Source organism: Alteraquisediminimonas sediminicola (assembly GCF_019740335.1).
Taxonomy (GTDB): domain Bacteria; phylum Pseudomonadota; class Alphaproteobacteria; order Sphingomonadales; family Sphingomonadaceae; genus Alteraquisediminimonas; species Alteraquisediminimonas sediminicola.
Map to the genome: position 1 here is coordinate 169,326 of NZ_JAHXZS010000005.1, position 21,183 is coordinate 190,508.

At 60.9% G+C, this 21,183-nt stretch carries 19 protein-coding genes and 1 other RNA gene; 6 read left to right on the forward strand and 14 right to left on the reverse strand.

Annotated features, from left to right (window positions below):
* Nucleotides 1-110: 110 nt before the first annotated feature.
* The 9 genes from K6117_RS11215 to K6117_RS11255 all read right to left on the reverse strand — a co-directional run bounded on the left by K6117_RS11215 (nt 111) and on the right by K6117_RS11255 (nt 9,688).
* Nucleotides 111-509 (reverse strand): HK97 family phage prohead protease, encoded by a 399-nt coding sequence (locus K6117_RS11215; RefSeq protein ID WP_221795127.1) that lies wholly within the window; start codon nt 507-509, stop codon nt 111-113.
* Nucleotides 509-820 carry a DUF6127 family protein gene (locus K6117_RS11220; protein ID WP_221795018.1) on the reverse strand — a complete coding sequence of 104 codons (312 nt, stop codon included), beginning with the start codon at nt 818-820 and terminating at the stop codon, nt 509-511. The genes K6117_RS11215 and K6117_RS11220 overlap by 1 nt, the downstream gene beginning before the upstream one ends.
* Nucleotides 817-1,977 (reverse strand): phage portal protein, encoded by a 1,161-nt coding sequence (locus tag K6117_RS11225; protein ID WP_221795020.1) that lies wholly within the window; start codon nt 1,975-1,977, stop codon nt 817-819. The genes K6117_RS11220 and K6117_RS11225 overlap by 4 nt, the downstream gene beginning before the upstream one ends.
* A 52-nt stretch (nt 1,978-2,029) precedes the next feature.
* Nucleotides 2,030-3,358, reverse strand: a complete 1,329-nt coding sequence (locus tag K6117_RS11230) for a DNA-packaging protein (protein WP_246605043.1) — start codon at nt 3,356-3,358, stop codon at nt 2,030-2,032.
* A 16-nt stretch (nt 3,359-3,374) separates the two neighbouring features.
* The gene (locus K6117_RS11235; RefSeq protein WP_221795022.1) at nt 3,375-3,977 is read right to left on the reverse strand and encodes a hypothetical protein; all 603 of its coding nucleotides are present in this window, start codon (nt 3,975-3,977) and stop codon (nt 3,375-3,377) included.
* 147 nt (nt 3,978-4,124) lie between these two features.
* Nucleotides 4,125-4,769, reverse strand: coding sequence for a glutathione S-transferase family protein (locus K6117_RS11240; RefSeq protein ID WP_221795024.1), 645 nt, complete (start codon nt 4,767-4,769; stop codon nt 4,125-4,127).
* Between the two features lie 43 nt (nt 4,770-4,812).
* A complete protein-coding gene (prsR, locus tag K6117_RS11245) occupies nt 4,813-6,180 on the reverse strand; it encodes a PEP-CTERM-box response regulator transcription factor (RefSeq protein WP_221795026.1) in 1,368 nt (455 codons plus the stop codon).
* Nucleotides 6,180-8,303 carry an XrtA/PEP-CTERM system histidine kinase PrsK gene (gene prsK / locus K6117_RS11250; RefSeq protein ID WP_221795028.1) on the reverse strand — a complete coding sequence of 708 codons (2,124 nt, stop codon included), beginning with the start codon at nt 8,301-8,303 and terminating at the stop codon, nt 6,180-6,182. The genes prsR and prsK overlap by 1 nt, the downstream gene beginning before the upstream one ends.
* A complete protein-coding gene (locus tag K6117_RS11255; RefSeq protein ID WP_221795030.1) occupies nt 8,300-9,688 on the reverse strand; it encodes a TIGR03013 family XrtA/PEP-CTERM system glycosyltransferase in 1,389 nt (462 codons plus the stop codon). Before K6117_RS11255 ends, prsK begins: the two co-directional genes overlap by 4 nt.
* A 211-nt stretch (nt 9,689-9,899) precedes the next feature.
* On the opposite strand from K6117_RS11255, the gene cobT reads away from it, so the two are divergent.
* Nucleotides 9,900-11,735 (forward strand): cobaltochelatase subunit CobT, encoded by a 1,836-nt coding sequence (cobT, locus tag K6117_RS11260; protein WP_221795032.1) that lies wholly within the window; start codon nt 9,900-9,902, stop codon nt 11,733-11,735.
* A 4-nt stretch (nt 11,736-11,739) separates the two neighbouring features.
* On the opposite strand, the gene K6117_RS11265 is transcribed toward cobT, so the two are convergent.
* The 5 genes from K6117_RS11265 to K6117_RS11285 form a co-directional block, all read right to left on the reverse strand.
* Nucleotides 11,740-12,471: a M48 family metallopeptidase gene (locus K6117_RS11265; RefSeq protein WP_343211778.1), complete on the reverse strand. Its 732-nt coding sequence runs from the start codon at nt 12,469-12,471 to the stop codon at nt 11,740-11,742.
* A complete protein-coding gene (locus K6117_RS11270) occupies nt 12,461-12,904 on the reverse strand; it encodes a YcgN family cysteine cluster protein (RefSeq protein ID WP_221795036.1) in 444 nt (147 codons plus the stop codon). The genes K6117_RS11265 and K6117_RS11270 overlap by 11 nt, the downstream gene beginning before the upstream one ends.
* Complete coding sequence (locus K6117_RS11275) at nt 12,892-13,494, reverse strand: SCO family protein (protein WP_246605044.1); 603 nt, start codon at nt 13,492-13,494, stop codon at nt 12,892-12,894. The genes K6117_RS11270 and K6117_RS11275 overlap by 13 nt, the downstream gene beginning before the upstream one ends.
* 117 nt (nt 13,495-13,611) lie before the next feature.
* A complete protein-coding gene (locus K6117_RS11280) occupies nt 13,612-13,938 on the reverse strand; it encodes a hypothetical protein (protein ID WP_221795038.1) in 327 nt (108 codons plus the stop codon).
* 118 nt (nt 13,939-14,056) lie between these two features.
* A complete protein-coding gene (locus K6117_RS11285) occupies nt 14,057-14,989 on the reverse strand; it encodes an MlaA family lipoprotein (protein WP_221795041.1) in 933 nt (310 codons plus the stop codon).
* 120 nt (nt 14,990-15,109) lie between these two features.
* Here K6117_RS11285 and K6117_RS11290 point away from each other — a divergent pair, with 120 nt between their 5' ends.
* The 5 genes from K6117_RS11290 to ssrA all read left to right on the forward strand — a co-directional run bounded on the left by K6117_RS11290 (nt 15,110) and on the right by ssrA (nt 21,044).
* Nucleotides 15,110-16,072 (forward strand): ArsR/SmtB family transcription factor, encoded by a 963-nt coding sequence (locus K6117_RS11290; protein WP_221795043.1) that lies wholly within the window; start codon nt 15,110-15,112, stop codon nt 16,070-16,072.
* Complete coding sequence (gene metF / locus K6117_RS11295) at nt 16,069-16,983, forward strand: methylenetetrahydrofolate reductase (RefSeq protein WP_221795045.1); 915 nt, start codon at nt 16,069-16,071, stop codon at nt 16,981-16,983. The genes K6117_RS11290 and metF overlap by 4 nt, the downstream gene beginning before the upstream one ends.
* Entirely contained in the window at nt 16,980-18,029 is a 1,050-nt protein-coding gene (locus K6117_RS11300; RefSeq protein ID WP_221795047.1) for a homocysteine S-methyltransferase family protein, read from the forward strand. The genes metF and K6117_RS11300 overlap by 4 nt, the downstream gene beginning before the upstream one ends.
* A 37-nt stretch (nt 18,030-18,066) precedes the next feature.
* On the forward strand, nt 18,067-20,670 hold the full coding sequence (metH, locus tag K6117_RS11305) for a methionine synthase (protein ID WP_221795050.1): 2,604 nt from the start codon (nt 18,067-18,069) through the stop codon (nt 20,668-20,670).
* Between the two features lie 14 nt (nt 20,671-20,684).
* Nucleotides 20,685-21,044, forward strand: a transfer-messenger RNA (tmRNA) gene (ssrA, locus tag K6117_RS11310).
* The last annotated feature ends 139 nt before the right edge of the window (nt 21,045-21,183 follow it).

Consider the following 21,183-nt stretch of genomic DNA (forward strand, 5'->3'; position numbering starts at 1 on the left):
TTGTCGCTCCCCATCTTGTCGCTCCAAGTTAAAAACCCACAAAAAAGGCCCGCCTCTGTTGCCAGAGACAGGCCCATCCACACCCTCGTCACGCCACCCCGATTGGCAGCCTAACCCTCCACCATATGCACCCGCGCTAATGGCTGCATCGGCGTCGCCACCACCGATACCTCGATCAGTTCCAGCTCCTGCAATTCGCGCACGCGCCCGGCCCGCCCCTTCACCACGCGATAGCCAAAGGACAATCCATCCACGCGCCCGGCCCGCAGCATCGCCATCGCCTGTTGCGCGACGGGTCCCTTGCCCTCGATCCGACCAATAACGCGCAATCCGCGCCGATCCTCGCGCAACTGCTCCACCCGCCCGATCACGCGCCCCGCATCATGCTGCCACAATAACGGCACGCCGCTTCCCGCTCTGGCTAAAGTCCGCGCAGATGCGCCGGGCCGGATCACATCCCCGCCCCGGTCCACCCGGTCAAACACCGCCGCATAGCCCGCAAAGCGCATCACGCCGCCAACCTGTCGGAAAGCCCCAAACGCCACGCCAGCGCCAACACCATCAACGCCAACATCATTCGCACCAGCCAGCCAATCACGGCATGTCGCGCCGATGCCTTGGCATCGCGCCACGCCCGCAATAACTCCCGCAGCTCATTCATATCCCGCGCCGCATGGTCATCCGACAGGCCCAGCCGGTGCAACGCCCGCGCCGCGCCCAGATCGCTCGCCTCCTCAATCATCGCGCGCAGCGTAATCAAATCCGCGCCCCGCCCTTCGCCCTGCGCCACCAATTGCGCCAGCAACGCCGCCTCGGTCATCCGCGCCCCCCTTCTGCCACCTGCGCCGCAAAGCCCAGCATCTCGCGCTTCTCTCTATCCGTCAGGAAATCCGCCGCCGTCACCTGCGCCCATAATCGCTCGCGATCCTCGCTCAACGCCGGGATCATATCGGTATCGACCAACAACCGCCCCTCGGGCCAATATCCCTTCAACCCGCGCTCGATCGTCCCGGTGATCTTGCTCAACAACGGCAAGATCGTCAGCCGCCACAACGCCCGATTGGCCTCGCGATAATTGGCATAGGTCGCATCGCCGGGCAGGCCCATCAACATCGAAGGCACCCCGAACGCGAGCGCAATATCCCGCGCCGCCCCGGCTTTCAGGCCCGCAAAATCCATATCCGCAGGAGACATGCTCATCGCCTGCCACTTCAATCCGCCTTCCAGCAACATAGGCCGCCCGGCATTGGCCGCGCCTTGAAACCCGGCCTCGATCTCGGCCTTCAATCGCTCGAACTGATCGGGTGATAACGCCGCCCCCGGCTCGCCCGGATCAAACACCAGCGCGCCTGATGGCCGCGCCGCATTATCCAGCAACGCCTTGTTCCACTTTTGCGCGGCATTATGAATCGCGACCGATCCGGCCGCCGCCTCCAAACACCCCAATCCATAATGATCGTCCATGGGGTGAAACTGGCGAATATGGATCACGCCCACGCGCCCAAATTCATCCACCGCCGCAATCCGCTCAATCGTCTGGCCGACGCGATATTCATACGCCATCGGCCAGCCCGCCGCATCGGCAATCACCGTCACCCGCTCTGGCCGCAACGGATAGAGCGCCACCGGCATCTCCCCCGCGCCCCCCAAGGCCACGCGCACAAACGCATTGCCATGCAGCAACAATTGCGCCGCCACGGCCTCGATCAAGCCATCGCCAGTGGCCCCGCCGATCAACCCGGCCATCGCCGCGCCGTCCGGCCCTTCGCCATAAATCGCCGCGCTCTGCGCCCCTTCCGCGACCATCCGCACGGCGCGCAACGCCACGGGATTATCCATCACGGCAGACCGCACCCGCGCCTCATAAGAACGCGGCCAATAGCCGGCTTCCTCCCCCCCCCAAGCAAACCCCACCCCACGCGCCAACGCCGGACGCGACACATCGCGCCCGGCCGATTTCCTGCCGAACCATTTCATGATCGAATGTCCTTTTAGATTGCCCGCATCACTGCAACGCGAGGCCAAAGCCTCACAACCCCCGCACCCGCACCTCACCGCGCCCCCGGCCCAACATCAGCTCGGTCAGCGCCCAAACCATCGCATCGGCGCGGTCCGGCGATCGCCTCGGTCCTTCATATCCACCGCCCAAAATCAGCCCGGACAATTCATCCTCCAACGCCGCAAACCCGCCGACCAGCTTCGCCCGCCCGGCTTCAAACAACGCCGCCACCGGCTCCGCCCGCGCCGATTTCCCCTTGCTCGCATGCACCAGCCGCAACGGCAGATCAAAGGCGGCGGCCCGCAACACGCTCTCGACCATCGCCCCGCCATTATTGGCCTCGGCCACCACCCGGTCGGCCTGATGCCGCATCGCCGTGGCGGCCACCGCCCTTGCCCAGCCCTCCGGCCCGCGCCCCTCGACGCTCGCATCCTCAATCACATACGCTACGCCGTCACGCCCCAACCCGGCCACCACAATCCCGCACGCATCGCCATTGCCCGCGCCTGCCGGGGGATCGACCGCGATAACCAACCGCCGCAACAGCGGCAATTGATCCGCGCCCACCCGGCTCGCCTCGATCAACGCGCGCGGCCATAAAGACCCCGCGACATCCTCGATCAATTCGCCCTCCAGTTCTTGTCGGCCAAGTCTTGTCCCGCCATAATGCGCCATCATGGCGTGGCGAAACGCATCGGGTAGCATCAGATTATCGCGCGTCCTGCCCTTGGTGACGACCGTATCCGCCGCCGCCAAAATTCGCCGCAATATCGGCACAGCGCGCGGCGTGGTGGTCACCAGCACACGCGGATCACGCCCCGCCCGCATCGTCATCGCGAGATTGTCCCACACAGCTTGCGCCTGCGACCATTTCGCCAATTCATCGCACCAGCCATGGCTATGCTCCGGCCCGCGCAATTTCTCCGGACTTTCCCCTGAATAGAGCCACGCCTCCGCGCCGCTTTTCCAGCGCAACCGCCCGCGCGATGGCTCCCAAACGGGCCGTGTCGCCGTTGGCGCAATCGCCAACAGGCCGCTCGGCCCCTCGACCATCACCGCCCGCGCCTCTTCCATCGTCGCGCCAACCAACGCAATCCGCACCGTCTCACCGGCACGCGCATTTTCGGCAACGGACCGCACCCACTCCGCCCCCGCCCGTGTCTTGCCAAAGCCCCGGCCCGCCATGATCACCCACGTTCGCCAATCGCCATCGGGCGGCAATTGCCTTTTATCCGCCCAGAACGACCAATCCCGCAACAAGGCACGCCAATCGCCGGTCGCGTGCGTCAAAGCCGCAAGGCCCGCCCCCCCCGCCCGCGCCACCTGCGCCGCGACCGACATATTCGCCTGCATCGTCATCGCACATCCTCATGGATCAATCACCGTCCGCCCCGTCCACATCCCCCGATGCCCCCAGCCGCGCCAGCCGCCGCAACACCTCGGCCCGCGCCTCATCCTGGCTCGGCTCATCGCCCTCGCCCTGCTCGGCGGCAGCACGTTCGGCCACCACCCGGCCATAGACATCGGGCCTGCGTGCTTTCAAAATGAACATCGCCAGCGCATCCGAATAATGCCGCACGCTGCCGACCTGCTGCCCACCATAAAAAACTGGCTTTTCGACCCCTTGGCGCACGCGCAGCACCAGTTCTTCCTCCAGCGCGTCCAATGCCTCGGTCACTGCGGCATCCCATTCGGCGGCAAAGCCCGCGCTCCGTCCGCGCTGGGCATAAACGGTGCTGGTCGCCAGCCCCGCCTCACGTGCCGCCCGGCTGACATTGGCCGTCCGCCGCAACACTTCCAGAAAACACGCCCGCCGGATCGCTTGCGACGGCAATTTGCGCCCCTTGGCCTTGGCCCCCGCCTTGACCGGCAGATTCGTCCCCGCTTTCTTGGTAACCCTCGCTCGCCTTACACCGCCGACCTTGCGCGGCCCTGCGCCGCCACCGGATGCCACCGATCCGCCTACATCGCCCGCCATCCCTCACCCCCAATGAAAAGGGCCGGTCAGCCTCGACGCCGGGTGTCCCCATCGCCAAGGCCCTGCTCGCAATTCTTCAGTGTTCCTGTTGTGTACCAAATCAGCGTGACGATGTCAAGACAATATAACCTATATGGTTATTTATACTCAGCCAATCTTCGCCAACACTCTGCGCTCTTTCTCTATAATCGGCACAAAACTGGGCCGTGCAAGGATGTTGGCCAAATAGGCATTCACCTTGGGCCAACGCGCCGGGTCCAAATTCACCCCGGCATATTGAAAATTGACAAAGGGCGATGCCACCGCAATGTCCGCAAGGCTGAAACAATCCCCCACCAGAAAGCCCGATGCTGGCACCACGCCCTCAAGATAATCGATCAAGGCCGGCAATTTATCGCGCTCGAAATTGTCCGCGACCGCCTGATCCCCCGGAATTTTCATGAATTTCGGCGCGACGATGCGATTGAAAAATATCGCATACACGCCCGCAGCTAAAATCGAATCCGCATATTCCTCATACCAGATCGTTCTTGCCCGGTCTTGCGGCGAAGACGGAATCAAGCCGCTGCCAGGAAATTTGGCATCGAGATAGGCAATGATTGCCGATGAATCCGGCAAGCTGAAATCCTCATCCAGCAGTGCCGGTATTTTCTTGAACGGGCTGGCCTTCAAAAATTCGGGATCAACGCTATCTGGTCCCGCTGGCACGACATCCAGCGCGATCCCGCATTCCGCCGCATAGACCATGACCTTACGGACAAAAGGCGAAAAGCTGCTGCCAAATAACTTCATTTCCGAACCTCCCCAAACCGAATGCATCAACCGGCGGCGCGCATCACCCGTCCGCCTGCATCCCATATTGCTTCAACAAATCGTATAAAGTCGGACGGCTGATGCCAAGCAGCTTGGCCGCCGCCGTGACATTGCCCTCGCACCGCGCAATCGCCTGCCGCATCGCGCGTCGATCCGCGACCTCGCGCGCCGCCTTGAGGTTCAGCAACTCCCCGGCCCCCTCGCGCCCCTCAAGATCAAGGTCGGCAGCCGTCAACAATTTGCCATCCGCCATGATGACGGCCCTCTTCATCCGGTTTTCAAGCTCGCGCACATTACCCGGCCAGCCCCAATCATTGAGGATCGACAACGCATCCGGGGCCAACCCCTTGACCTGAGGATTCATCTCGCGCGCAAATCGACTGACGAAATGCTTCGCGAGCAAGGTCACATCCCCATGGCGCTCGGCCAGATTCGGGATTTTCACCACAATCTCGGCCAATCGATAATAAAGATCCTCGCGAAACGTCCCCGCCGCGATCATCTCATCAAGGTTGCGATGGGTCGCGCACACAATCCGCGTGTCGACCGCAATCGACTTGCGCCCGCCAATCCGATCAATCACCCGCTCTTGCAAAAACCGCAGCAATTTTACCTGCACCGGCAACGGAATATCGCCGACTTCATCCAGGAACAACGTCCCGCCCTCGGCCAATTCCACCTTGCCCTCGGTGGTCTTGATCGCCCCGGTAAACGCGCCCTTTTCGTATCCGAACAGTTCCGCTTCCAACAGATTTTCCGGAATCGCGGCACAATTGATCGCCATAAACGGCCCCTTGCGCCGCTTGGAACTGTCATGCACCCCCTTGGCCAGCAATTCCTTGCCGGTGCCAGACGCCCCCAACAGCATCACCGACACATCCGCAGGCGCAATGCGCTCAATCGTCCGCACGACCTTCAACATTTCCGGCGCGGCCGTGATCATCCCGCCCAACACCGTCACATCCCCGCTGCCCATCTGCGCCAGCCGCTCATTCTCGGCCTCAATCCCATGCAGATGAAACGCGCGCCGCACGATCAGGCCGAGTTCGTCAATATCGACCGGCTTCTGGTAAAAATCATAGGCCCCGCCCGCAATCGCCCGCAATGCGCTCTCACGCGCGCCATGGCCGCTCGCAACGATCACCTTGGTGTCGGGTTTCAGCGCCAAAATCTCGGCCAGCGTGGCAAAGCCCTCGCTCGTCCCATCCGGGTCGGGCGGCAGGCCAAGGTCCAGCGTCACCACCGCCGGCTCTTCCGCCCGCAACGCATCAATCGCCGCCGCGCGCGTCCCGGCAATGACGACATCATAATCCTCATAGGCCCAGCGCAATTGACGCTGCAGCCCCTCATCATCCTCGACGATCAACAATTTCGGTCGGTTTTCCGACATCAGGCCACCATCTTTCCGCTTGTAATATCGCTCGTCATCGCCGCCTCGCCCTCACCGCCCGCCATTTGGACCAGCGGCAATAAAATCGCAAAGCAACTACCCTTGCCCGGCTGGCTTTCCACTTCAATCCGCCCGCCCATCGCCTGTATCAAGCTACGCGCTTCAAATGCACCAATCCCGAAACCATTTTCTTTGGTAGAGGCAAAGGGCTTGAACAATCGGGTCCGGATAAATTCCGCCGTCATGCCGCACCCCTCGTCCCGCACCTCGATCCGGGCCATCCCGCCCATCCATTTGATACTGACCGCCACCCCGCCACCGGTCGAACTGGCATCCAAGCCATTTTGCACCAGATGCAGCAACGCCTGTTCCAACCGAGCCGGATCGACGATCACATCAAGATCGTCCATCGCTCCGAATGTGACCGGGGCCAGCTTTTGTTTAGGGGCCAATATCTGCGCCACAAGATGCTTGATCGGCATAGCCCGCGGCTCATCCGCCCGCGATTGATGATGCTGCGAAAGCCGCGCCAACATGTCGTTCATCTTGTCGACCGAGGCGCGTATCGTCGCGATCATATCCGCCCTGAATGCTGGATTATCCGCATGGCGCTCTGCATTGCGGGCCAACAGGCTCAACTGGCTCACCAGATTCTTGATGTCATGCATGATGAACGCAAATCGGCGATTGAACTCGTCAAATCGCCGCGCATCCGACAAAGCCTCCTGTCCCTGAGCTTCGGCCAGATAGCTCGCCGCCTGCCTTCCCACGATCTTGAGCAGATCGAAATCTTCCCAATCCAGCGCGCGATCGACCAAGGGCGACTGCACCACCACCAGCCCGAACAATCGGTCGCCATGGATCAACGGCACGCCCGCCCATGCCAGTTGCTCTTCCACCAAACGCCCCGGCACAGCATCGACACCATCATCCGCATAGCCATCCTCGCGCGGATCACGCAATGCGCCAAATTCAATCACCCGCCCGGTGTCTTCCAGCCATGCGCTCATCTTTGCCGCATCGCCGAAATCCTCATCCGCAAGGCCACTCCAATTACGCCGTGCCGTGAGTTTCAGCCGACCCGTATCGTCCGGCATGAACAATGCACCGCCCGGCGACTCTGTAATATCGGCAATCGCCCGGATCACGCGCTCGGCAATCGGCTCATCGCTATCAAAGGGGCTGGATAATGTCCGGGTAAATCGCAGCCACTCCTCGCGATAATCATAACGGTGGCGAAAGAAATGCTTGGCGATTTTTACCTTCAACCACGCCCGTACCCGACCCGATGGCAACAACACCAGTGCCACCACCGACATGCCGAACACGACCGTAATCTGGCCTATCTCGGCGCGGGTGCCACCGACGGCCTCAATCGCGCGGGTCGCAATCGCCATGCAAATCAGGTAAAAACCTATGGCCACCAACGACAAGGATTGAAACGTCAGGCGACGCGACAATTGCAGCTTCCACATGCGGTTGCGCCGTGCCGCCAACACGAACAACGGCACCAGCATCACCATGATCATGCCACGCATCGCAAACAGCATGGGCGATAATTGATGGGTCAAATAGGTCGTGGTGTAGATATTGAGATCATACATCCACATCCCCGCCAGCGCGACGATCGGCATCATGATCCCCCAGCGCCCATCGGGCGATGTGGCGGTATACAGATTATGCACCAACAACAGCGCACCGACCGCAAAGATCATCCGCAACGCAGTGCCTGAATAAAACAATGTTTCCGACACATGGCTTGCACCGGGTTGCGCATTGAACGACACCAGCACCGGCACGGCCACCACCGTCACCATGCACAAGGCAGCATAGACCGCAATGACCGAGCGCCGCTGCGGACCGCGATGCCCATGCAGAAACAGCACCAGCATGAATCCGAGCCAGCCCATGTTGCGCATCGATTCCAACATGATCGCCGCCAATGAATATGGCCCGAACACCGAAATGGTCAGCGCCCAGACCGATGTCAGTGCAAAGGCCAGCGCCAACACCCATCCCCGCGATGCCTGTGTGGGCCGCCCTGCCTGCCACAACGCCAGCATGGCAAAGGCAACGGACGCCAGCGCATGGGTCCACAGGCTGACAAACACCGCCGTCATCATCGCACACCCTCCGGCCACAGCACCACGCGCACCGTCTGCAGTAAAATCAACACATCAAGAAACGGCGTATAATTCTTGGCATAATAAAGATCATATTCCAGCTTGGCCCGCGCATCCTCGATCGACGCGCCATAAGGATAATTAATCTGCGCCCAACCGGTAATCCCCGGCTTCACCATATGGCGCTCGGCATAATAAGCGATCTTGCTTTCAAGATCGGCAACAAAGCTTGGCCGTTCGGGACGCGGGCCGACAAAGCTCATCTCGCCTTTCAGCACGCTCCACGCCTGCGGCAATTCGTCGATCCGCGTCATCCGCAACAACGCGCCCACCCGTGTGATGCGCGGGTCATTCGCCTGCGCCCAGATCGCCTCGCCCCCGGCCTCTGCATCATGGCGCATCGACCGCAGCTTGATCATATTGAACGGCACGCCGAAAAGTCCGATCCGCTGCTGTCGGTAAAACGACCCGCCGGGACTTTCCAGCCGTACCAGGGCCGCGCACAACAGGATCAACGGCGCGGTCGCCACCAACAACATCCCGCTCGCGACAATATCGAACATGCGCTTGGCCATACCGGACAAACGCCGCCCCGATGAAAATCCGTCCGAGAAAATCAACCAGCTCGGATTGATGCTGTCGAGGTCGACCCGCCCCGTTTCCCGCTCCATGAAAGTCGACAATTCATTGACATGCACGCCGGTCGTCTTGATCCGCAACAAATCCGCCAGCGGCAACGCATTGCGCCGTTCTTCCAACGCCAGCACGACCTCGCTCGCGCGCAGACGCACCACATGATCGGCCAGACTCTCGATATCGCGCCGGTTGATCGCCCCGGCAATTTCCTGCGGCCCATCATTCATCGCCACATAGCCGGTGACGGAAAATCCTGCGCCGGTCCGATTGGCCACTTCCTCGATCCGCGCGGCACGCGGTCCCGCGCCCAATACCAGCAAGCGCCGCTTGAACGCCTCGCCGCCCAGCAACCGCCCCAGCATCAACCGCACGCAGACCAACATGCCAAAGGCAAGGGCCATGGCAATCACCGACACCGAACGCCATAATTCCACCATCGGCACGGCGAGCAACAGCAACGCCAGCAGAATGATTCCCAGCGAAATCGCCACCAACAATCGGGAAATCGCAAAGCGCAAGGACTGGAGCGCATCCGTGCCATAACAGCCGACCGCAATCATCGCGAACTGGAGCGCGACGGCAAAGGAAAGATTGGGAATCAAGCGATCCTGAAATGGCCCCAGCGCTTCCGGCACATGCCCATATCGAATGATCCAGCCACCTTCGGCGGCAAAAAACAACGCAAGCAGGTCCACCAACCCCAGCAACATCACAGCATGGGGAATATAATGTTTAAACAACCTGATCACGCGGCTACCACCCTTTAATCTACTCCTGTGTCAAAAATGCCGACAATCTCTTGGCCTTGTCGCATCAATTGACAAACATTCCCTTAAGCATTCTCCGCGCCCGCCAACAGCCCCCGATCAAAGATTCCCACGCCCGTCCTCCTAAGTTTGATCGACAAACCTCACTTGAGTGCTTGGACAATTGCAAAAGCGCCTTTATGGCGAATGCATCATGGCAGACACTACGCCGCTCGATCGCTTCAAGTCCGTCCTGACCGGGGCGACAAGGGCCATTGCGCACGAACCCGAAATCGAGGTCGCCTTCACGGCAGATGCACCGCATCATGTGGGGCAGGTGCTGCGCGTGCCCTTGCCCGCCCGCTCGCTCCCCGCCGATCAGGTCGCCGAAGCCCGCGGCTTTGCCGATGCCATGGCGCTGCAATTGCGCCATCACGACACTGGCCTGCACCTGCGCGCCGCCCCCAGCGATCCCATCGCCCGCGCCGTGTTCGATGCGGTCGAAACCGCCCGGGTCGAAGCCTTGGGCGCACGCGACATGGCAGGCGTACGCGCCAATCTCGGCCATGCGCTCGACGTGCGCCTGCGCTCGGACCCGCTGGTACGTGCCCAACGGGCCGAAGACGTGCCCTTGGCCACCGCCCTTTCCCTGTTGGTGCGCGAACGGCTGACAGGCGATGCCCCGCCCGCCATCGCCGAACCGGGTCTGGCGCTGGTGCGTCAATGGATCGAGGACAAGGCTGGCAAGGATCTCGATGCGCTCGACACAGCGCTTGACGATCAATCCGCTTTTGCCAAGCTCACCACCAAATTATTGCAGGATCTCGACCTCACCCAGGCCCCCAGCGACGAGATGGAGCCGACCGAAGAGCAGGACCAGCAAGGCGGCGACGACGAAACCGAGGGCGAAGAAGACCGCGACAGCGAAGACGATGCCGGTTCCTCTGACAGCCAGATGGAGATGCGCGCCGAACCGATCGACAGCGACGGCGACGAGGGCGAATTCGAACAGCGCGACGAAGACATGCCCGAAGACACGGACGCCGAAACGGGCGATGATGGCGAAGAGGGCATGATGCCGGTCCGGCCCAACCGGCCCTTGTCCGATCTTGCGCCTGATTTCGATTACAAGGCCTTCACCACCGCGTTCGACGAAGAAATCGCCGCCACCGAATTATGCGAGGCCGAGGAACTGACCCGGCTGCGCGCCTATCTTGATCAACAGCTCGTCCATCTGCAAGGCGCGGTGACCAAGCTCGCCAACCGGCTGCAACGCCGCTTGATGGCGCAACAATCGCGCAGTTGGGATTTCGATCAGGAAGAAGGCATCATCGACGCGGCGCGCCTCGCCCGCATCGTCACCAGCCCCGGCCATTCGCTCAGCTACAAGATCGAACAGGAAACCAATTTCCGCGACACCGTCGTCACCTTGTTAATCGACAATAGCGGCTCGATGCGCGGTCGCCCAATCTCGATCGCCGCGATCAGCGCCGACATCATGGCCCGCACGCTCGAACGCTGCGGCGTGAAAACCGAAATTCTCGGCTTCACCACCCGCGCATGGAAGGGCGGGCAAAGCCGCGAAAAATGGCTCGCCGCCGGTCGCCCGGCCACGCCGGGCCGCCTCAACGACCTGCGCCACATCATCTATAAACAAGCCGACGAACCCTATCGCCGCGCGCGCAATTCGCTCGGCCTGATGATGCGTGAAGGACTGTTGAAAGAAAATATCGACGGCGAAGCCCTGCTCTGGGCGCATAACCGGATGATCACCCGGCGCGAGGAACGCAAAATCCTGATGGTCATCTCCGATGGCGCGCCGGTCGATGATTCAACCCTGTCCGTCAACAATGGGGCCTATCTCGAACGCCATTTGCGGCAGGTGATCGCCTGGATCGAAAACCGCTCGCCGGTCGAACTCTGCGCCATCGGCATCGGCCATGATGTAACGCGTTATTATCAACGCGCCGTGACGATCATGGACGCCGAACAATTAGGCGGCACAATGGTCGAACAACTCGCCAGCCTGTTCGACACCGACAAAAAATAACGCTTTACGCGCCGGTCACCGCCGCCCCGGCGCCAATGGCATGCAGCGCCACGCCATGTTGGCGCAACCACGCCCGCTCCGCCTTCGGTTCCCGCCCGAGCAGCGCCGCGACCAGCGCATGAAATTCCGGTCCATGGTGCATATGCACCAGATGCGCGACCTCATGCGCGACCGTCGCCGTCAACACGTCGGGCGGTGCCAAAATCAGCCGCCAGCTATAACGTATCGCCCCGGATGCGGTGCAACTCCCCCAGCGCGTGCGCGGATCGCCCACCCCGACCGAACGGATCACCCGCCCGGCCTGCACCGCCATCGCGCTGCTCTGCGTGCTCAATTCATGCCGCGCCTGTTCGCGCAGCCAGCGCAAGACGCGCCGCTCGATCCCGGCGCGATCACCGCCCACCAGCAACACGCCATCCGCTTTTTCGACCCGGCGCGGACGGGTCTCCAGCCAATCAATCCGATGCGGCACACCTTGAAATGGGATGGTTGCTCCATGATCCAACGGCTGATGCGCGACCCGGCGTGCCAAGATCCGATCCAGCCAATCACCCTGTCCAGCAGCCCAATCGAGCGCCGCCTTGACCGATCCCCGCGGCGGCACCGACAGGCACAACAGATGCTGTCGTCCATCATAACGCAACGTCCAGCGCCGGGCGCGCGGACGGCGCACCAGCCGCAATGTCATCTCGCGTTCGGCAATGCGAATGCGATGCAGCGCCGGATCAGAGGTCACGGTCAATCAAATGATATTCAAGGTCGCCCGCTTCATCTTCCGATACGGTCCAGCCCGAAACGGATTGCCCCGCCTTGCGCGTACTATCCGGATCGCCGGTGATCAACGGATGCCATTCCGGCAACGGTTCGCCCGCCGCCAGCAAGCGATAGGCGCAGGTCCCCGGTAGCCATTCGATCTCACGTGCCAGACGCGGGGTCAACCGCACGCATTCCGGCACATGAATTCGCCGATTGCGATAATCCGAACAGAATCCCGTGCGACGATCCAGCATCCGGCACGCCACATTGGTCGGCAGCAATTCGCCGCTATCTTCATCTTCCAACTTATGCAGACAGCATTTGCCGCATCCGTCGCACAGCGATTCCCACTCGCTCCGCGTCATTTTTTCGAGCGGCTTCTCCTCCCAGAACGGCCTGCTCATCGCACCCATTTTTCCAGATCGGCCAGCACCGACTCCGCCTTTTGATCGGGCGTCAGCAGCACAATCGGCTTGCCATTCGGGTCCATCAAAAAGGTCATGCGGCCATGGTTGACGAGATAATTGCCCTTGTCATCCGCATCGCCCTTCATCACCGGCACCGCAAAGGCGCGAGTCACTTCCGCGATCTGCGCGTCGCTACCGGTCAGGCCGATAAAGCGCGGATGAAAGGCCGCAACGAATTGCGCCAATTTTTCCGGCGTATCCCGCTTGGGATCAACCGTAATGAACAATGGCTGGACCTTGGCCGCCAATGCCGGGCTTTCTTCCTCGAACTTGCGGAACGCGAGCGCAAGCTGCTGCATATCGGTCGGGCAAATGTCCGGACACCAGCTATAGCCGAAATAGACCATGCGATATTTGCCCTGCAGCATCGCCTCGGTAAATGGCTGGCCCTTGGTGTCAGTGAGGTTGATCGGTCCGCCGATGGCAGCACCTTCCAACGGTGCCGGCTCGTTGCTGGCCTGCTGACAGGCAGGCAGCGCCACACATGCCGCAAGGGCAAAAAGGCTCAGGCGCAAATTGCTGACGATCCGTATCAATGCTCGACTCCATATTCGGCATGCATGCCATAGGCACTACAGGCGCAAGGCCCATATAAAAGGGCCGCACCCGCAGGTGCAGCCCCCTTATCATCATTTCATGCCCAAGGGCAGAAATTACATTTTCTTGGCGGCATCCTTGGTCGCAGCGCCGGCCTTTTCCATCGTGCCGCCAGCAGCTTCCATCGCACCGGCAGCCGCATCCTTGGCAGCTTCACCCGCCGCAGCCGCCGCTTCGCCAGCCGCATCAACCTTGGCATCTACCACATTGCCAGCCGCATCGGCAGCGCCCGCCGCAGCTTCCATCGTCGCTTCGCCAGCATTGGCCACATCAGCCGCCGCCGCATCGGCTGCTTCCGCGCCTTCTTCCTGAGTCTTTTGACCGCAGGCCGCAAGGCCAAGCGAGGCTACCAATATGAGTGAAAGAGCAAATGACTTCTTCATAGGCTTATCCTCCTAAGTACAAAACCGGCTACAGCGAGAAATCGCCAGAGCGGCCATGTGGTAACCCGGCCCATCTGCGCATGCAATGATCAAATCGGTCCGAATTTCACCATAAGGCTCAAGGCAGTACCTTCGGCGCAGGCGCGCCCGCATCCACCGGCGGCATCGGCGCATTCATCTGATCTGGCGCTATATTTTCCTGAGCAGGGTCTGCCACCCCCGGCGCAACCTCTGGAACCTCTGGCGAAACCTCTGCCGGATTGGCGCCATCGGTCACGCCCACATCGCTCGCCGCTGCATCGCTCACCGCCGCATCAAGCGCGCGATCCAGATCGCTTTCGCCATGATGGCCATTATCGCCACCCTCATCCCGGTTCTCGACCTGCGCCTGCCGGAATTGCTGGAATGCCGAACGTGCCATCGCATAGGAATCTGCACTGGTTTCCAGCGCACCATCAGCGCCGCTTTCGATCAGTCGATTACGGGTATCGATCACCTCCAGCGCGGATACGCCATAGCGCAGCCCTTGCGATGCACCGGATTCACGCAACGCCACCCGCCACGGATTGGTGAAAAAGCCCACACCGGTGCCAATTCCATCACGGAAATCCGATGGGCCAAGCAATGGCAACACCAGATACGGCCCCGGCCGCATGCCCCAAATCGCCATGGTCTGGCCGAAATCTTCCGGCGCCGCCTTGATGCCAAAGCCGGTCGCATGATCGGCAATGCCGCCCACGCCAAGGGTCGTATTGATCACGAACCGCGCCAAGGATTGGCCCGCACGCTTGAGCCTACCCTGCAATAACGCGTTCGCCGCCGAAAATGGTTCCGCCAGATTATCAAAAATGCGGGTGATCCCACGCCGCGCCGGTCGCGGGGTAACGGCGCGGTATACTTTGGTCACGGGCTTCAGCGCGACCTTATCAAGCGTATCGTTAAACTTCCACACCCCGCGATTGAAACCGCCCAGCGGGTCGCCCGCTTCACGGTCGGCGGTCGTCGCGCAGGCAGCAAGCGAGCACATCATCAACAAAGGCCATTTCGACATGATCTGGGCAATTTTCACAACAAAGATATCCCGACAATAATGTTACGGAGTAATACGCATGGGGCAGGGCGGGCGCAACTCGGTTGACATGATATAAAGAATTCTTTATGTCCTTATATCATGTCTGATGCGCTCCATGTCTTCCGGGCTTTGGCCGACCCTACCCGCTTGCGCGTGATGAATCTGCTGCGCGAAATGGAGTTATCCGTCGGCGAACTGGCACAGGTCTTGGGGCAAAGCCAGCCACGCGTGTCCCGCCATGTCAAGATTCTCGCCGATGCGGGCCTTGCCGAACGCCATAAAGAAGGCAGCTGGGTCTTTCTCGGCCTCGGCCCCGATCAACGGGTCGAACCGATTCTCAAGGCCATCGACGCATTGGAGGCCGAAAGCGGTACCGATCATTGGCTGATCGCGGATGCGGCCCGTCTGGCGGCTGTGCGCGCAGATCGCTCGGCTGCGGCGGAACGCTGGTTCGCCGAACATGCCGAACAATGGGATGCGCTACGCTCGCTCCACATCGCCGATGCCGAGGTGGAGGCCGCGCTCCAAAATCTGTTCGCCAATAACAATCTTGGCCGCTTGGTCGATCTTGGCACCGGCACGGGCCGGATGCTCGCGTTGTTCGGCGAGCAGGCAACCAGCGCCATCGGCATTGATCGCAGCCCGGAAATGCTCCGCCTCGCCCGCGCCAAGCTCGCGGAATCCGGGTTGGAACGGATCGAATTGCGCCAAGGCGATATCGGCTCTCTGCCGATGGGCGATGCACAGGCCGATACGATCATCCTCCATCAGGTGCTGCATTATGCCCAACACCCCGCCGCCGTCATTGCCGAAGCCGCCCGCGTGCTCGACGATCATGGCCGGTTGATCCTGATCGACTTCGCCCCGCATCATCGCGAGGAATTGCGCGTCGAACACGCCCATGTCCGGCTCGGCTTTGCCGATGACCAGATTTCGGGCTGGATGGCCGCAAACGGTCTTGACTGCGACGTCATAGCGGCGCTTGAAGGCCGCGAACTCACCGTAAAAATCTGGCAGGGGACCAAACGCCCTGCTCAAAACGTAACAAGGATATCTGCATGACAAGCCCGGTGCTGACCTCCGGCCCGCTCTTCGCCGATCTTGCTGGCGATGTAGACATCAGCTTCGAATTCTTCCCGCCCAAGACCCCCCGGATGGAAGAACAGCTCTGGGAAACCTTCAAGACGCTGGAACCCTTGGGGCCACGTTTCGTCTCGGTCACTTATGGCGCGGGCGGCTCGACCCGCGAACGCACCCATAACACTGTCGCCCGCATCGCGCGCGAAAGCCATATCCCCGCCGCCGCGCATCTGACCTGCGTTGACGCGAGCAAGGACGAAATTCATGAGGTCGCCCGTGCCTATTGGGATGCGGGCGTGCGCCATATCGTCGCGTTGCGCGGCGACCCGCCCATCATGGGCAGCACATTCGTACCGCACCCGGATGGTTATGCCAGCGCCGCCGATCTCGTGCGCGGCCTGCGCGATATCGCGCCGTTCGAAATTTCGGTCGCCGCCTATCCGGAAACCCACCCGGAAGCGATCAGCCCGGAAGCCGATCTCGCCAATCTCAAGGCGAAGATCGACGCAGGCGCAACCCGCGCCATCACCCAATTCTTTTTCTCACCAGAAGCGTTCTTCCGCTTTCAGGATCGCGCCTTGGCCGCCGGGATCACCGCCGAAATCGTCCCCGGCATTCTGCCCGTGTCCAATGTCGCACAGGCCCGCAAATTCGCCCAGCAATGCGGCGCGGAAATCCCGGCATGGATGGATCGCCTGTTCGAAGGGCTGGACGATCTGCCCGGCGCGCGCCAGTTGGTCGCCGCGACGCTTGCCGCCGAAATGTGCCGCAATCTCTATGCGGGCGGCGTGCGCCAGTTCCATTTCTACACCCTCAACCGAGCCGAATTGTCCTACGCCATTTGCCATTTGCTCGGTATCCGTTCCAAGCACCCGCAGGAGAAAACCGCATGACCAGCGCCCGCGAAAAACTGTTCGCCGAAGCCGCCAAGCGCGTCCTGATGACCGATGGCGCATGGGGCACCCAGATTCAGGGTTTTGGCCTGAAAGAAGAAGATTACGCCGGTGATCTCGGCCTCAGCCATGATCAAAAGGGCAATAACGACATATTGATCCTGACCCGCCCGGATGTGATCGAAAAGATCACCCGGTCCTATCTCGATGCCGGCTCCGACATCATCTCGACCAACACCTTTTCCTCCACCCAAATCAGCCAGGCCGATTATGGGGCGGAACATCTCGTCCATCGGCTGAACGTCGAATCGGCAAAGCTCGCGCGGCGCACGGCGGATGAATATGAAGCCAAGGACGGTCGCCCGCGCTTTGTCGCCGGTTGCGTTGGCCCGACCAACAAGACCCTGTCCTTGTCGCCCGACGTCAATGATCCGGGCTATCGCGAAATCGACTTCGACACGCTGAAAAACGTCTATCGCGAACAGATCGACGCTTTAGTCGAAGGCGGCGTCGATTTCATCCTGATCGAAACCGTGTTCGATACATTGAATGCCAAGGCCGGGATCAAGGCCGTGCTGGAGGCGCAAGACGCGCTGGGCCGCGATATTCCGATCATGCTGTCAATGACGCTGACCGATCTTTCAGGCCGCAACCTGTCCGGCCATACGGTCGAGGCGTTCTGGTATGCGGTGCGCCATGCCAAGCCCGTCACCATCGGCCTCAATTGCTCCTTCGGCGCGGAACAGCTCCGCCCGCATGTGCGCGTGCTGTCCGACATCGCCGATACGTTGATCATGATCTACCCCAATGCGGGCCTGCCCAATGATCTTGGCGAATATGACGAACTCCCGGCGCAAACCGCCGCCTTGGTGCGCGAATGGGCGGATCATGGTCAGGTCAATGTGCTGGGCGGTTGCTGCGGCTCCTCGCCCGCGCATATCGCCGCCATCGCCAAGGCCGTCACCGGTCTCAAGCCCCGCGAAATCAGCCACCCGCCGGTGCTGACCCATCTCGCCGGGCTGGAACCGATGACCATCGCGGCCTGATTTTCGATCTGCATTCCCCGTATTGAACGGACATTATATGACCAGCTCTTCCTCCGCCAATTTCGTCAATATCGGCGAACGCACCAACGTCACCGGCTCTGCCGCGTTCAAAAAGCTGATCATGGCGGGCGATTATGCCAAGGCCGTGGATGTCGCGCGGCAACAGGTTGAAAACGGCGCGCAGATCATCGACGTCAACATGGACGAAGGGCTGCTCGACGCCGAAATGGCGATGACGACCTTCCTCAAGCTGATCGCCGCAGAACCGGATATCGCCCGCGTGCCGGTGATGATCGACAGCTCCAAATGGTCGGTGATCGAGGCCGGTCTGAAATGCGTATCGGGCAAGCCGATCGTCAATTCGATCAGCATGAAAGAGGGCGAAGCCCAATTCCTCGAACATGCGCGCAAGTGCATGGCCTATGGCGCTGCCGTGGTCGTCATGGCGTTCGACGAGGTCGGGCAGGCCGACACCAAGGATCGCAAGGTCGAGATCTGCGAACGCGCCTATAAACTCCTCACCGGCATCGGCTTTCCGCCGGAAGACATCATCTTCGATCCCAATGTGTTCGCCATCGCGACCGGGATCGAGGAACACAACAATTACGCCGTCGATTTCATCGAAGCGACCCGCGAGATCAAGGCCCGCTGCCCGCATGTCCATATTTCGGGCGGGCTGTCGAACCTGTCCTTCTCGTTTCGCGGCAATGAACCGGTGCGCCGCGCGATGCACTCGGTGTTTCTATATTATGCCATCCCGGCGGGCATGGACATGGCCATCGTAAATGCGGGCCAGCTCGATATTTACGATCAGATCGACCCGGCGCTGCGCGATGCGTGCGAGGATGTGATCCTCAACCGCACCCCCGAAGCCACCGAAACGATGATCACCATCGCCGAACGCTTCAAAGGCACGGATGTCATCGCCGAAAAGGCTGCCGAAGAATGGCGCGGCTGGGAAGTCCGCCGTCGGCTTGAACATGCGCTGGTCAAGGGCATCGATGCCTATATCGTCGAAGACACCGAAGAAGCCCGCCAACAGGCCGCGCGTCCGATTGAAGTGATCGAAGGCCCGCTGATGGACGGCATGAACGTCGTCGGCGATCTGTTCGGCTCGGGCAAGATGTTCCTGCCGCAGGTGGTGAAATCGGCCCGCGTAATGAAAAAGGCGGTCGCCCATCTCATCCCCTATATCGAAGCCGCCAAAGAACCGGGCGCCAAGGCCAAGGGCCGGATCATCATGGCCACGGTCAAGGGCGATGTGCATGACATCGGCAAGAACATCGTCGGCGTCGTGCTGCAATGCAATGGCTATGAGGTGATCGATCTTGGCGTCATGGTGCCATGGCCGAAGATTCTGGAGGCGGCGAAAGAACATGACGCCGACATCATCGGCCTGTCCGGCCTCATCACCCCATCGCTCGATGAAATGGTGACGGTCGCCGAAGAAATGCAGCGCATCGGCATGACGATCCCGCTGATGATCGGTGGCGCGACGACTTCCAAGGTCCATACGGCGCTCCGCATCGATAAGGCCTATGAAGGCCCGGTGATCCATGTCCTCGACGCCAGCCGCGCGGTCGGTGTCGCCTCCACGCTGCTGTCCGATACACAGGCCGAAGATTTTATCGCAAAGGTAGCGGCGGAATATCAGCACATTCGCGATCTGCGTGAAGGCAAGGAAGCCAATCCCTTGCTGTCATTGGAAGATGCGCGCAACAACGCCTTCCCTGCCGACATGGCCCATATCGCGCCGCCGCCCGCCCAGCCCGGCCTGCATGTCTTCCCGTCATGGGATCTCGCCGATCTGCGTAGCTGCATCGACTGGACGCCCTTCTTCCGCGCATGGGAATTGGCAGGCAATTACCCGGCGATCCTGACGGATGAGGTCGTCGGCGAAACCGCGACCAGCCTGTTTGCCGACGCACAAAAGATGCTCGATCAGATCATCGCGGAAAAATGGCTGACGGCGACCGGCGTGGTCGGGCTCTGGCCCTGCCGCCGCGAGGGCGATGACGTCATCATCCATCTCGTCGAACAGGAACAACATGTCCGCATTCCGTTCCTGCGCCAGCAAATCCGCAAGAGCCGCGACCGTGCCAATATGTGCCTTGCCGATTTCATCAGCCATGATGGCGATTGGATCGGTGGCTTTGCCGTCGGCATCCATGGGATCGACGCGCATATCGCCCGTTTTCAGGCAGGCCATGATGATTATTCCGACATTTTGTTAAAGGCGCTGGCCGATCGCTTTGCCGAGGCCTTTGCCGAACGGCTACATCAATATGTCCGCACCACCTTGTGGGCCTATGCGCCGGGCGAACAACTGACGAATGAAGCGCTGATCAAGGAAGAATATCGCGGCATCCGCCCGGCCCCCGGCTATCCCGCCTGCCCGGATCACAGCCTGAAACCGATCCTGTTTGATCTGCTGAACGCCACGCCCGCGACCGGCATCACCCTTACCGATAGCTTCGCGATGCTACCGACAGCCGCCGTATCCGGCTTTTATTTCGGCCATCAACAGGCCGAATATTTCGGCGTTGCGCGCATCGGCCATGATCAGGTCGAAGATTATGCCAAGCGCCGGGGCATGCCTTTGGCCGAAGCAGAAAGATGGCTGCGCCCGAATCTTGATTGACCCTAACAGGGCCACCCCTTGATTGATCAAGGCCGCCTACCTATATCAGCCATGCCGGATTCGTCCGGCTATGGTGATAAATTGTGTCGTGCAATAAATGCAGCGGACCCGGGGGCGGTACCCGGCGGCTCCACCATCACCGACCTTGGCGTAGTTCGCGGCAAGGCCGGCCATGATGGGGCCGAACTAGGATCGACGTGTGTTGAAAAGCGATATTTTTACTCGGCCTGAATGCGCTGTGAAACCGTTCAAAACCTATAAGTGCCAACGATAACGAAGCACTTGCTCTTGCTGCGTAATTGAGGGCCTTCGTGGCCTGACATTACCCTAAAAGAACGCGGTTTGGGCTGAACCGGGCAACAGAATCAGATTCCAGCGGTTTGGGGGGCACCGGGCAACAGAACGCCTCCCACTTCTCCCACATTTCAGATTTGGCCCTGCCTCGTCCTTGCAGGACGCGCCAATGCGCCATGCCCCAAAACGCCAAAGGCCCCCGCTCCGGGGGCAGGGAGC

Coding starts and splice junctions, on each gene's coding strand:
- K6117_RS11215 (WP_221795127.1), bottom strand. CDS start 509: ATGCGCTTTGCGGGCTATGCGGCGGTGTTTGACCGGGTGGACCGGGGC.
- K6117_RS11220 (WP_221795018.1), bottom strand. CDS start 820: ATGACCGAGGCGGCGTTGCTGGCGCAATTGGTGGCGCAGGGCGAAGGG.
- K6117_RS11225 (WP_221795020.1), bottom strand. CDS start 1,977: ATGAAATGGTTCGGCAGGAAATCGGCCGGGCGCGATGTGTCGCGTCCG.
- K6117_RS11230 (WP_246605043.1), bottom strand. CDS start 3,358: ATGACGATGCAGGCGAATATGTCGGTCGCGGCGCAGGTGGCGCGGGCG.
- K6117_RS11235 (WP_221795022.1), bottom strand. CDS start 3,977: ATGGCGGGCGATGTAGGCGGATCGGTGGCATCCGGTGGCGGCGCAGGG.
- K6117_RS11240 (WP_221795024.1), bottom strand. CDS start 4,769: ATGAAGTTATTTGGCAGCAGCTTTTCGCCTTTTGTCCGTAAGGTCATG.
- prsR (WP_221795026.1), bottom strand. CDS start 6,180: ATGTCGGAAAACCGACCGAAATTGTTGATCGTCGAGGATGATGAGGGG.
- prsK (WP_221795028.1), bottom strand. CDS start 8,303: ATGATGACGGCGGTGTTTGTCAGCCTGTGGACCCATGCGCTGGCGTCC.
- cobT (WP_221795032.1), top strand. CDS start 9,900: ATGGCAGACACTACGCCGCTCGATCGCTTCAAGTCCGTCCTGACCGGG.
- K6117_RS11270 (WP_221795036.1), bottom strand. CDS start 12,904: ATGGGTGCGATGAGCAGGCCGTTCTGGGAGGAGAAGCCGCTCGAAAAA.
- K6117_RS11280 (WP_221795038.1), bottom strand. CDS start 13,938: ATGAAGAAGTCATTTGCTCTTTCACTCATATTGGTAGCCTCGCTTGGC.
- K6117_RS11285 (WP_221795041.1), bottom strand. CDS start 14,989: ATGTCGAAATGGCCTTTGTTGATGATGTGCTCGCTTGCTGCCTGCGCG.
- K6117_RS11290 (WP_221795043.1), top strand. CDS start 15,110: ATGTCTGATGCGCTCCATGTCTTCCGGGCTTTGGCCGACCCTACCCGC.
- metF (WP_221795045.1), top strand. CDS start 16,069: ATGACAAGCCCGGTGCTGACCTCCGGCCCGCTCTTCGCCGATCTTGCT.
- K6117_RS11300 (WP_221795047.1), top strand. CDS start 16,980: ATGACCAGCGCCCGCGAAAAACTGTTCGCCGAAGCCGCCAAGCGCGTC.
- metH (WP_221795050.1), top strand. CDS start 18,067: ATGACCAGCTCTTCCTCCGCCAATTTCGTCAATATCGGCGAACGCACC.